The sequence below is a fragment of the Litorimonas sp. genome (assembly GCA_029936425.1).
In the GTDB taxonomy this organism is placed as follows: domain Bacteria; phylum Pseudomonadota; class Alphaproteobacteria; order Caulobacterales; family Maricaulaceae; genus Litorimonas.
On record JAPYSU010000001.1, the window covers coordinates 249,099 to 260,885 of the forward strand.

The 11,787-nt window shown below is 44.4% G+C and carries 12 protein-coding genes and 1 tRNA gene; 11 read left to right on the plus strand and 2 right to left on the minus strand.

Features of this window, described 5'->3' with window-relative positions:
* Window positions 1-114: 114 nt before the first annotated feature.
* The 6 genes from ACN0IC_RS01285 (at window position 115) to ACN0IC_RS01310 (ending at window position 4,602) form a co-directional block, all read left to right on the plus strand.
* Window positions 115-1,155 (plus strand): aldo/keto reductase, encoded by a 1,041-nt coding sequence (locus ACN0IC_RS01285; protein WP_416876937.1) that lies wholly within the window; start codon window positions 115-117, stop codon window positions 1,153-1,155.
* A 15-nt stretch (window positions 1,156-1,170) separates the two neighbouring features.
* Window positions 1,171-1,710 carry an RNA 2',3'-cyclic phosphodiesterase gene (gene thpR, locus ACN0IC_RS01290; RefSeq protein ID WP_416876938.1) on the plus strand — a complete coding sequence of 180 codons (540 nt, stop codon included), beginning with the start codon at window positions 1,171-1,173 and terminating at the stop codon, window positions 1,708-1,710.
* Between the two features lie 74 nt (window positions 1,711-1,784).
* Window positions 1,785-1,871 (plus strand) — tRNA-Leu (locus ACN0IC_RS01295).
* A 168-nt stretch (window positions 1,872-2,039) separates the two neighbouring features.
* Entirely contained in the window at window positions 2,040-3,221 is a 1,182-nt protein-coding gene (locus ACN0IC_RS01300) for a tyrosine-type recombinase/integrase (protein ID WP_416877061.1), read from the plus strand.
* Window positions 3,214-4,269 (plus strand): hypothetical protein, encoded by a 1,056-nt coding sequence (locus ACN0IC_RS01305; protein ID WP_416876939.1) that lies wholly within the window; start codon window positions 3,214-3,216, stop codon window positions 4,267-4,269. Before ACN0IC_RS01300 ends, ACN0IC_RS01305 begins: the two co-directional genes overlap by 8 nt.
* A 138-nt stretch (window positions 4,270-4,407) precedes the next feature.
* Entirely contained in the window at window positions 4,408-4,602 is a 195-nt protein-coding gene (locus ACN0IC_RS01310) for a helix-turn-helix transcriptional regulator (protein ID WP_416876940.1), read from the plus strand.
* Window positions 4,603-5,723: 1,121 nt separating this feature from the next.
* On the opposite strand, the gene ACN0IC_RS01315 is transcribed toward ACN0IC_RS01310, so the two are convergent.
* Window positions 5,724-5,954 (minus strand): helix-turn-helix domain-containing protein, encoded by a 231-nt coding sequence (locus ACN0IC_RS01315; RefSeq protein ID WP_416876941.1) that lies wholly within the window; start codon window positions 5,952-5,954, stop codon window positions 5,724-5,726.
* 94 nt (window positions 5,955-6,048) lie between these two features.
* Here ACN0IC_RS01315 and ACN0IC_RS01320 point away from each other — a divergent pair, with 94 nt between their 5' ends.
* The 5 genes from ACN0IC_RS01320 (at window position 6,049) to ACN0IC_RS01340 (ending at window position 11,193) form a co-directional block, all read left to right on the plus strand.
* Window positions 6,049-6,522, plus strand: coding sequence for a hypothetical protein (locus tag ACN0IC_RS01320; protein ID WP_416876942.1), 474 nt, complete (start codon window positions 6,049-6,051; stop codon window positions 6,520-6,522).
* Between the two features lie 104 nt (window positions 6,523-6,626).
* Window positions 6,627-7,250, plus strand: a complete 624-nt coding sequence (locus ACN0IC_RS01325; protein WP_416876943.1) for a hypothetical protein — start codon at window positions 6,627-6,629, stop codon at window positions 7,248-7,250.
* A gap of 68 nt (window positions 7,251-7,318) precedes the next feature.
* Window positions 7,319-8,887 carry a type I restriction-modification system subunit M gene (locus tag ACN0IC_RS01330; protein ID WP_416876944.1) on the plus strand — a complete coding sequence of 523 codons (1,569 nt, stop codon included), beginning with the start codon at window positions 7,319-7,321 and terminating at the stop codon, window positions 8,885-8,887.
* Complete coding sequence (locus ACN0IC_RS01335) at window positions 8,884-10,149, plus strand: restriction endonuclease subunit S (protein WP_416876945.1); 1,266 nt, start codon at window positions 8,884-8,886, stop codon at window positions 10,147-10,149. The genes ACN0IC_RS01330 and ACN0IC_RS01335 overlap by 4 nt, the downstream gene beginning before the upstream one ends.
* Before the next feature lie 9 nt (window positions 10,150-10,158).
* Window positions 10,159-11,193, plus strand: coding sequence for a hypothetical protein (locus ACN0IC_RS01340; RefSeq protein WP_416876946.1), 1,035 nt, complete (start codon window positions 10,159-10,161; stop codon window positions 11,191-11,193).
* A gap of 51 nt (window positions 11,194-11,244) precedes the next feature.
* Here ACN0IC_RS01340 and ACN0IC_RS01345 read toward each other — a convergent pair whose 3' ends face one another.
* Window positions 11,245-11,772, minus strand: coding sequence for a hypothetical protein (locus tag ACN0IC_RS01345; protein WP_416876947.1), 528 nt, complete (start codon window positions 11,770-11,772; stop codon window positions 11,245-11,247).
* Between the last annotated feature and the right edge of the window lie 15 nt (window positions 11,773-11,787).

Below are 11,787 nucleotides of genomic sequence, written 5' to 3' on the forward strand. Positions count from 1 at the left end.
CATATGGATTCATACGGTCATTGCGTTGAACTGTGAGCTATATATAGTCTATTTTCTTCATAATACCAAGAGATAGCGCCGAATTGCGCCTAAAAATTTACAGGACTTATTGATATGGAAAAACGCCGTTTGGGGAAAACAGATATTCACGTCACATCCGTTTGTTTAGGCACTATGACCTGGGGAGAGCAAAATACAGAAAAGGAAGCCCATGACCAGCTTGACTATGCTCTTGATCGCGGAGTTAACTTTATTGACGCTGCCGAAATGTACCCTGTGCCGGGTCGGGCCGAAACACAGGGCCGAACGGAGAAATATATAGGCAGCTGGATAGAGGCGCGAAAAAACCGCGATCAATATATTCTGGCAACGAAAGTTGTGGGGAGGTCTGAAATGACCTGGACACGCGATTCTGAAAAACTGACACGCCAAACACCGGCGCAAATTGACGAAGCTGTTGAAAAGTCTCTTAAACGCCTCAAAACGGATTATATTGATCTGTATCAACTGCACTGGCCGGACCGCCCTATTAACGGCTTTGGCTTCCATAGTTACAAGGACTATGCCGAAGACGATATGGTTGCATTTGAAGATATTCTCGGCGCGCTCAATCGTCATGTGGAAAAAGGCAATATACGTCATATCGGTCTTTCCAATGAATATAGCTGGGCCACAATGAAACTTCTGCAACTGGCCGAAGCAAATGGCTGGCCGCGTATTGTGTCAAATCAATGTGTCTATAGTCTTGTGGCGCGCCGCTTTGATTATGAACGAGCAGAAATCGCTATGCGCGAAAAGGTCGGATTGCTCGCATATTCTCCCCTCTCCATGGGGCTTCTGACCGGGAAGTATGATGACGGCACGGCGCCAAAAGGCTCGCGCAAAGATCTGTTTCCATCCTTTCTGGGGCGTTATGACTTAGCGGATGAGGCTGTTTTGGATTGCAATAAAACGGCACAAAAGCTTGACTTAACGCCGACGCAATTTGCCTTGAAGTTCGTTGAAAGTCGTCAATTTGTTACGTCAAATATCATCGGCGCAACATCTCTTGCGCAATTGGAGGAAAATATTGACGCACATGATATTGAGTGGACCGAAGAGATGGAGGCCGAGGCAGACCGGATCCATCAAACTTATCGATCTCCTGTGACTTAAGCCTGGGGCAGTATCTTGATCCTTTTTGCCGCCATAAAGATGCAGCCGCGTACAGTTGCGGCGCTGACCCGGATTCAAAGGGGTGTGTCGGGCGCAAGGTGGTCAGACCCGGAGAAATTCCATATTACAGTCGGATATTTTGGCGAGGTCGATGACGATCACGCAGAAGAGCTTGACCGCGAGCTGGCCCGGCTGCGGCTAACCTCTTTTGAATTATCTCTTAAGGGCGTCAATCATTTCGGCAAAACCGAGCCCCATTCTCTCTGGGCCGGGGTCAATCCGCACCCGTCGCTAACCCGCATCCATGACCATTGCCGGGTGGCGGCGCGGCGTGTGGGCATAACAATGGAAAAACGCAAATTTACACCCCATGTAACCCTTGCTTATTTGAAAAAAGACGCGTCTATCGACCGTATCATCAAGTTTGAGCAACGTCTGGCTGACTTCGAAGCCGGGCCGTTTCTCGTTGATGAGTTTTTGCTTTTTTCAAGCTGGAAAAAAGTGAGGGGGCCAAATGTGTATCGGATGGAGGCAAGCTACCCCCTCCTGGGGTAAGAGGTCTGGTCGGGCCGCCAAAAATCATTGACGACAAAAGCCTGCGGCGCTAAACGCCCGCACCACACTGGCTTGCCCTGGTGGCGGAATTGGTAGACGCGCTAGCTTCAGGTGCTAGTTTCTGTATGGAAGTGGAAGTTCGAGTCTTCTCCAGGGCACCAAATCGCAATTTTTTAACATCCTATAACGCCCGATTTTCTTGGTAGTGGTGGTGATTGGCTGTACGTTGTCCGGAGATGTCTAGCGGTGAGGGTATATTCGACCGAACTGGGGGTACTTTCTGGAGGTATCCTTTTCATACCCCCGATGATTGGGATTATGGATTACCGCTGACAGATAGGAAAATTAAGGCACTAAAGCCCAAAGACAAGCCTTATAAGGTTTCGGATTTTGATGGGCTTTATGTGAATGTCACGCTCGGCGGATCACGGCTGTGGCGGTTTAAATTCCGATATGAAGGCAAAGAGGGGCTTTTATCGTTTGGGCGTTATCCGGCCATAAGCTTGCAAGATGCCCGTAAAATGCGGGATGAGGCGCGTTCCTTATTGGCGAAAGGTGTCAATCCATCGACAAAAAAGGCCGAGGAAAAGGCTATTGCCGCTGGGAAAGCTGAAAACAGTTTCAATAAATTTGCTGACCTGTTCGTAGAGAAAGCCCGCAAAGAAGGTCGCGCCGATGTTACGATCAATAAGATGCGATGGCTTTTAGACGATGCCCGCGCCGATTTTGGCGAAATGCCGATTTCGGAAATTACGCCGCGAATCGTCTTGAAGACCCTTCGAAAGCGCGAAAAGCTGGAGCAATACGAAACTGCCAAACGGATGCGATCCCGTATCGGCGGCGTTTTTCGGTATGCGGTGGCCAGCGGGCAAGCGGATAATGACCCAACTTTTGCTTTGAAAGATGCCTTGATTCGTCCGACCGTCACCCACCGGGCGGCGATAACGGATGAAGAGACGTTGACCCAATTCTTAAAAGCGCTGGAAGGATATGGCGGGCGGCGCATGACGGTGATTGCGCTTAGGCTGTTAATGCTCTTCGCCCTACGTCCCAGCGAATTACGCAAAGCACGATGGGAAGAGTTTGATTTTAAAGAGCATGTTTTCAATGTGCCAGCGGAACGCATGAAAATGCGGCGACCCCATGCCGTGCCCCTGACCGCTACGGCGCTGGAACTCTTGAAAGAGCTTAAAGACCTAACTGGCTGGGGCGATTTGCTCTTTCCGGCGCAAACGTCCGCGCATAAGCCAATGAGTGAAAACACGTTAAACCAAGCCTTGCGCCGGATGGGATTCGGGCCGGATGAGGCCACGTCACACGGTTTTCGCTCGACCTTTTCGACTTTTGCCAATGAAAGCGGGTTATGGAATCCCGACGCCATTGAAGCCTACTCTTCCAGGCAGGATACCAATTCAGTGCGCCGTGCATACAATAGGAGTCAGTATTGGGAAGAGCGAGTGAGGATTGCGGAATGGTGGTCGCAAAAACTGGCGGTAATGACCAATGGTTAATGATCTTTATGAAGTTCCGGAAAAATGGTTTTTGCCAGATGCTGTCAATTGGCTTGCTTTCAATATTTTGCCTTTCCAGGTCTTTAGCCAAAACAAAGTTAATATTAGGAGCTCATTTGAGCAATTAGGCATAAATTTATTTGACATTGAAGAGTTGGTTTCACCAGCGTGTTTCAGCCCAGAACAAACAAATTATTTGGGTTTGGCTAAAGACCCAAGATGGATACAAAGCAACGAACAAAGATTAGGGGGTGAATATCTGCGATCTCCTGAGCATTATGAAAGGTCTGTCCAAATAATATTTGATGATACCGAAAGCTCACAAAACGTGCCGAAACCAAGTCGAATTCAAACTCTTATAGTAAAAAATAACACTTATTCTACAACTGACAGGCACAATTTAGCAAAGCATAAGCTCAAGTTAATCAAACGCGCTACCGAATTTGAAATATACAAAGTGAAATGGATGCAGGAATTAGAGCATAAACTTCAAGCTCATAGGAATAGAGTTTTGTATTTACTTCGCTCAAAATCCATAGTTGCAGAGGGTATCTTACTGAATCCTTCAAGAGAACAAAGCTCCGATTATAAGTTGGAAGTTCAAGAGGCTTACAATGACTATTTGAGGTTGCGGAACTTTGATAGTTACCCTTTCACACCTATTCCGGCCGAAGCTTGGAATCACGAGAATGTTTCATGGAATGCATCTTCCTTAAAAATTGGAAGCCGAGTGTACGTATTAGCACGATTTTCCAAGCAGAATGCACTTCAAGCGATGCCAATTGAGGCTTCAGAAAAAATTTTAGAAAGCGAAAAAGACCGAGGCCTTGGGAGGCCTAAAAAGTACTGGGATAGAGTTCTTAGCCGAGCGCTTGAAATAACGAATGGTGGTGCTTCTCACATTAAACAGGATGCCTTAGCTCAACAATTGCGAGACTGGTATGTAGAAAGCTTTGGTAGCGATATTAGTTTGTCCGCGATTAAAAAGAAACTCAAAGAGTATAAAGAAAATAAAATCCTTGATGTAGAAAAATTCAAAGAGCTTTAAGTTAAAATTTGAGAAATTAAGTCGTTATCTGATTTATTGTGAGATTGATTACGATGATTTTGAGATAGCAATTACTGGAAGACTAAATCCATAATTAATAAGTTCTCTTCGGACATAGAAGTCTGAAGGAGAATAATAATGGACGATCCCAAATTTCCACGAACCGGCCTCGTTAGGCTATCCCAAATATTAGGTCCAATAGGGCCTATTCCAGTTTCAAAATCGACATGGTGGCAGGGTGTAAAAGACGGTCGGTTTCCCGAGCCAAGGAAACTTGGGCCAAGAACCACTGTGTGGCGTGTTGAAGATATCCGCGCTCTCTTTGAAGATTAAACTTTAGCGTTAAAAGCAGAGCTTGCTAAAAGTAACTTTACGAAAGTTGTAAGAATGGAGGAAAGAGATCATCGAAATGTAGATCCCGAGTTTTCGAAGAAAAAAGATGCGTTATCAGCAACTGCAAGACTAATAATCCGACAAAATATAGATAGAGTGTGGATGTCTTGTTTGTCTTCATCGGAATACAAGATCGTAAGCTTTATATATGACCGAACGATTGGGTGGGGGCTATCATTTGAAAGGATCAGTCTCAATGAATTTGGGACTGGACGAAGGAATACTTTTTGCGGAACGGGTCTTTCCAGGCGGTGCATTATAACAGTTCTTAATAAACTTGAGCGTCAGGGAGTTATATACAGAAATGGCAATAATAAATCCCAAAAAAAGTATAAATTGAACATATACTGGATGCCGAAAGGTGACTAAAGCAAGGTGAAAAGGACGGAAATTTGTGATGTTTCAGCCTGACACTACCCGGGTGCAAGCTTTGCATTAGTTAGTGCAATATCTGCACCCCTTTATAAAGAACCTTTCTTATAAAAAACTTTCTTATAAAGGAAAGAGAGAGCTTCGGCTGACGCCTCGCTCCAACAATCTTCTCAGGAAGTCCCTATCCGTTCTCGCGAGAGAGCTAAGTTAGACGCGGCGATTGCAAAGGCTCAGGAACTGAGCGCCGAGAAACTAGCGAAGCGCGAGGCTCGTTACCGAAAGAGCTACAGCGTGAGACGCTACCTCGCTGCGCGGGAGTTAACTATGAAGAACAATAATATCAAATGCCCCGGATCAAACCAATACCTTCCTTGCCGTGTATTAGTTTTGAAGAGGAGTGCCAGTAATATAAATTCATAAGCCTGGTTTTTTAGGTACTACCTTTTAGACTATTTTTAAAACTTCGAGAGACAATTTTTAATTACTCAATTAGTGTACCCAGGTACACTAATTGAGTAATAAGGGGGCTTGAGACAAGGTACTGCGAAGACAAATAGGAGCGAGGTTTTAATGAACGGTACCTTTAAAAATAAAGGTTGAGGGGCAACATTTTCCGAAGAAAATATTTCTATGTGTGGGTATTTGATGATTGAAAGGCCCAAAGAAAAGACTACGGGTGAAAGAACCGCTTAATCAAACTTGACGAAATATTCTCGGGGATCAAAATCCAGTATTTCAGCGAAAGTTTCAAATTCGACTAAATCAATCCTTCTTTGACCGCTTTCTAGACGTGCCACGAAAGATTGGTATTCGCCTATCCTCATCGCAAACTCACTTTGAGTAAAGCCAGCCGCTTCTCTTTTCGCAATGAGAAAACGAATTAGAGATTTATGGCGATCTGAACCGAGCGTTTTTTCCAAGAAGGCAACTCATTAAAAATAAGAAAGCGCTGGAGATAATCTGAATTATAGATTATCTTAAATTCAGATAATTGGCTTGGATAATGAGTGTGGTATGAGCGTCGAAAAAGTAACCCAAAAACAAAAGCCGTGTAGGAACTGCGGAAATTTGGTGAATAAAGAAGTAAACAGGTGTTCAGAATGTGGGGTCTTTAGTCCTGCGCACTCCAAGTTTCAATTATGGTGCGGAACAATAATTCTTCTAGTAGTTCTCGGTCTAATATTAAAAGCTTGTATTAGTTATGACGGAGACCCTTTTACTTCTGAGGATAGAAGGCTTGGAAAACATTGCTTAGATGTTTGGAGCGAGGCTCACCCTGAGTTTAAGTCTGAAGTTAAATCGCGAATGCGTGATCCGAAAAGTTTTGAGCACGTAAAAACACGTATAACACCGCGTGACGAAAATGGTCAGCACGTAATCTTTATGGATTACAGGGCTCAAAATGGATTTGGCGGAATGAATAATGCGACGGCTAAGGGAATAGTCAACAACGAAACATGCAAGCACACAATCGTGTTGATACAATAGCGTACTAACAGGTGCCTAATTTTAGAAAAACAAAATTTAGACATAATCTTTTGGTACAATAGAAATGTGGGCGTAAAAATATCTAGTAGAATACGAATACCTTTATGCAAAAACCAAATGCTTTTAGGGCTCTGGAAGCCCTTGGTCGTGTTCGATTGTCAGAGTCGTTTTTTATGCGCGATATGCTCTATTCAGAGATTTCCAATTACTACGGAATACCGAACATCCCTGAAAATCCTGAGTTAGCAATTCAGGCGGGAAAGAATCTCTGTCAATTAGTACTTGAGCCTTTGCAAGAACGCTTGGGACGAATTTCAATAAGATCAGCTTATCGTAGTCCTGAAGTTAACCAATTCGGAAATCAGAAGGCGCTAGGCTGCTCAAGCAACAAACGAAATGCTTCTAGGCATATTTGGGATCAGAAAGATAAAAATGGCTGCATAGGCGCAATGGCTACGGTCGTTGTTCAGGGTTTTATTCCATATTACGAACAAACAGGAGACTGGAGGGCTCTAGCCTGGTACATTCATGATAATATTCCATATTCACACATGTGTTTCTATCCAAAGCTCGGGGCTTTCAATATTGGATGGCATGAAAGGCCTCAGAGACGCATAGATAGCCATGTCACGCCAAGGGGCTGCCTAACTAAGCCGGGAATGGGAAATCACTTAGGCACTCACTCAGAGGCTTATTTGGCAATGCTTAGAGTGCATAAGTATTATTGATCACTACAATCTTTTACAGATAGGCAAACTTTAACTCGGCCTTAACCCAAATCAGTCGACTGAATCGTATGACTGCTGAACAAAAGAAAAAACTAGAACGTAAGCTTTGGGACATCGCAAATGAGCTTCGCGGGAAGATGAGCGCGGATGAGTTTCGCGATTATATTCTCGGTTTTATTTTTTACAAATATCTATCCGAGAAAATGCACCTCTATGCCAATAAAATCCTAGAACAGGACGGCATTGAATATCTCTCGATAGATGAGACCAGCGCGGACGGAGAAGCCTATCTGCAGGCCGTGCGTACTGAAGCGGTGGCGGAGCTAGGGTATATGCTTAAGCCCTCTGAATTGTTCTCACGGCTTGCTGAGAGCGGGCAGGCTGGGGAATTTATTCTCGATGATCTGACCAAGATAATGAACAACATTGAGCAAAGCACATTGGGCACAGAAAGTGAGCAAGATTTCGACAAACTGTTCGAAGACCTAGATTTGACATCGACCAAGCTAGGCCGCTCTGAAAACCAGAAAAACGAATTGATCGCCAAAGTAATTGTGCATCTTGATATGATCGATTTTGAGTTGGAGAATATTGAAGGCGACGTTTTAGGTGATGCCTATGAGTATTTGATCGGGCAATTTGCCAGTGGCGCGGGGAAGAAGGCCGGGGAATTTTATACGCCGTCGCAAGTCTCGACTATTCTGGCCAAATTTGTGACAATGGGCAAAGACCGGATCAAAAACGTCTATGACCCAACCTGCGGCTCCGGTTCGCTCTTGCTCCGTGTAGAGCGGGAGTTGGCTAAAGACGCAAAGCCAATGTTCTACGGGCAAGAGCTGAACCGTACGACTTTCAACCTGGCGCGGATGAATATGCTGTTACATGATGTGCATTACAGACGTTTTGATATTCGACAGGAAAATACGCTAACCCACCCAGCCAAAGAACATACAGATCTGAAGTTCGAAGCCATTGTCGCCAACCCACCCTTTAGCGCCAAATGGAGTGCCAACCAGATTTTCGAGAGCGATGATCGTTTTTCTCAATATGGCCGCCTAGCGCCTAAATCCAAAGCAGATTTCGCCTTTATCCAGCACATGATCCACCATCTGGATGAGAACGGCACTATGGCTATTATCCTGCCCCATGGAGTGTTGTTTCGCGGCGCGGCAGAAGGGCATATAAGGCGCTATCTCATCGAAGACCGCAATTATCTGGACGCTGTGATCGGCCTGCCCGCCAATATCTTTTACGGTACGTCCATCCCGACCTGTATTTTGGTGTTCAAAAAATGCCGCGAAAATCCCGATGATATTTTATTTATTGATGCGTCCGAAGGCTATGAGAAAGCCAAGAATAAAAACGCGCTATTGTCCGATCATATCGACGCGATTGTCGAAGGCTATGCCAAGCGGGAATTTAAAGATAAATTCGCTTATGTCGCGCCGCTTTCCGAAATCGCCGAGAATGACTATAACCTTAATATCCCGCGCTATGTCGACACCTTCGAGCCCGAACCGGAAGTGGATTTGAAAGCGGTGACGGAGGAGTTGGTGAGGATCGACGCAAAGATGGGCGCATTGGATGCGAAGATTGCGGGCTATTGTGAGGGTCTGGGCATTGAGGCACCGGTGTGAGTGTTCCAAAGCTTAGGTTTCCTAAATTTTCTGATAACTGGCAACAAAGCAGGTTAGGTGAAGTATTCGACTGGATACGCACAAATAGTCTCTCAAGAGCAAATTTGAGTGTTGATGAAGGAATTGTGCAAAATATCCACTACGGCGATATTCACTCAAAGTTTCAAGCGTTATTTGATCAGTCGAGGGAGAGAATTCCCTACATTAAAGATACCGAAGTCACCGCAGCGCTAAAAGATGAAGAGTTTTGCAGAGCAGGAGACTTGGTGATTGCAGACGCTTCCGAAGATTATGCTGATATTGGCAAAGCCATTGAAATAGTAAATGTTAATCCGAAGTCCCTCGTGGCAGGATTACATACCTACATTGCTCGCCCAAAAAATGGAAAAACTGCCCTAGGGTTTTCTGGCTGGCAGTTTGTAAGTCCAAATATGCGCAAACAGATTATGCGAATTGCTCAAGGAATTTCAGTATTAGGCATTTCAAAAACAAACCTTTCGGAAATTACTACCTATTTCCCATCGCTCCCTGAACAAAAGAAAATTGCGGACTTTTTGGGCGCGGTGGATGAGAAGCTCCACCTGCTTCTAGTGCGCCATGAGCAGCTCACCCTCTATAAAAAAGGCGTCATGCAAAAAATCTTCACCCAAACAATCCGCTTCAAAGCCGATGACGGGAGCAATTTTCCGGATTGGGAAAGTAAGCCCTTGGGTGACGTACTATATGAGACAAGAAAACGTAATTACGATCTAGAATACGACAAATCACAAGTGTTATCCGTTTCCGGAGAAAAAGGCATTGTTAATCAAATTGGGCATTTGGGCCGTTCTTATGCAGGTGCAAGCGTCGATAATTATCACGTGGTTGAAGTTGGCGACGTCGTTTATACCAAAAGTCCGCTCAAATTGAATCCGTATGGAATAATTAAAGTGAACAAGAAAAAGGCTGGAATCGTGTCGACGCTTTATGCGGTTTATCGACCGTTTGATCCTCGGTCAGGTGACTATATTGATCATTATTTTTCAATCGACGACAATTTGAATAAATATTTAAGGCCATTAGTGCGAAAGGGAGCAAAGAATGATATGAAGATAAATAATGCTTATGTACTATCTGATCCAATATCTATACCCTGCCTAGCCGAACAACAAAAAATAGCCGATTTCCTCTCCACGCTAGATGATAAAATTAGCGCCGTCTCTGCCCAAGTCGACCAGATGCAAGCCTTCAAGAAAGGCCTGTTGCAACAGATGTTTGTTTGAAATGGTAAAATGAAAATCGATAACCGACAAATTTGGGAACAGGCCTCCGGCGACGGTAATAGAAGCTATTCTAGGGAATGTCTGAATTGGGATGTAATCCTAAATGGCCCTGGCGAATATGGAAGCTGGCTAGACGAAAAAGACCGCAGTTATCTTAAGAATATGAACCGGCCTAGAAAACGCACTGGCCTATGGCGATTTTCTGAAGAAATGAAGAACGGGGACATTGTTGTCCTTAAACTCGGCCAAAAAATCGGCGTCGCGATTGGCGTGATTGTGGGCGATTACGTCTGGAATAACAGCTTTGGCGATGTTGATGGCTGGGACTTGCAGCATATCCGGCGCGTTAGTTGGAGATACACTAAACGTCGAGATTTTGGAGAAAAGGTATTTAAGTGGGGCGACACCACGCAGAAACTTAAGTCTAAAACTGTGCTGGAATGGATCAAAGAGCTATCTCTAAATTTCGAAATTTCGACGGAGATAAAAACGCTGCCTAAAAATATCGATCGAGGAACAACTCTTGATGAAATTTCAGAATATTTGTTCGATAACGGAATGGCAAGCGGGTCTATAAACCAGCTTTCCAAAAACTTGGATGAACTTGTAAGGATTGCCCGATGGTACACACGGAGCAATGCTAAAGTTTCCGAAGCCGAAACAATCGCATATTTGGTTATACCTTTTTTGCAAAACCTAGGATGGACACCGCAGCGGATGGCCATTGAATGGCACCGGGTTGATGTAGCCCTTTTTTCTGCCTTACCGAGAGATGATAAAAATCTTACAACCATAGTTGAAGTCAAAAAAAGAGGAAGATCCTGCCTAACTGCCCAATCACAAGCCGAACAATATGCTGACAAGTATGAATGTGATCGGTTGGTTGTCACAGACGGAATTAGATATGGCGTATTTCTCAGACTAGATGGAGTATTTAAACTCTACGCTTACCTTAACATTACGCGGCTTAAATCATCTTATCCAATTTATGAGTGCGAAGGCGCGCAAGATGCAATACTCACGATGTCGCCAAGGCGATACTGAGAGAAATCAGATATGGTAGGAATATCTTGGCCCGTACCAATCCCAAAAAATTCATGAAAGATTGAACATTTTTGATGCAACTCTCGCCGCATCAGTTTTTCGGCCAGGGTATTGAGCGCCAATAATTCCATTAACGTATATGTAACGTGAGAAAGCGGTTTTTGACATATTTCTTATTTCCGGGTTGGCCGAATATGCCATACTGATCAACGTCGTCTCAAGCCAATCTATCTGTTCTGATCCCTTCGACCTATTTTTAGAGAAATTCCAGTTTTCCTCCGTCATGAGAGGGAATAACATTAAAAAAGGTTGATGCCTTTGTTTTTCATCCATTAATTCCTCATAGTGCAAAACCTTATGGCTTTCGAATACCTCACCTTTAAAGCCGTATTGATTAAGGGTCTGACCGACATACCAAGGCAGATATTTCTCTCCAAACCTCAAGCAAAAAACATAGCACCCTATTGCCTCTGACAACCCGTCATATTCTGCTTCGACTTGTTTCCAAAAGTCCGCTCTCCAACGGTCGTTATCTTCCCACCAATTTAGCTCGTAGGGGCCGTAACATTCAAAGTTCATTTATTTATCCGTTTA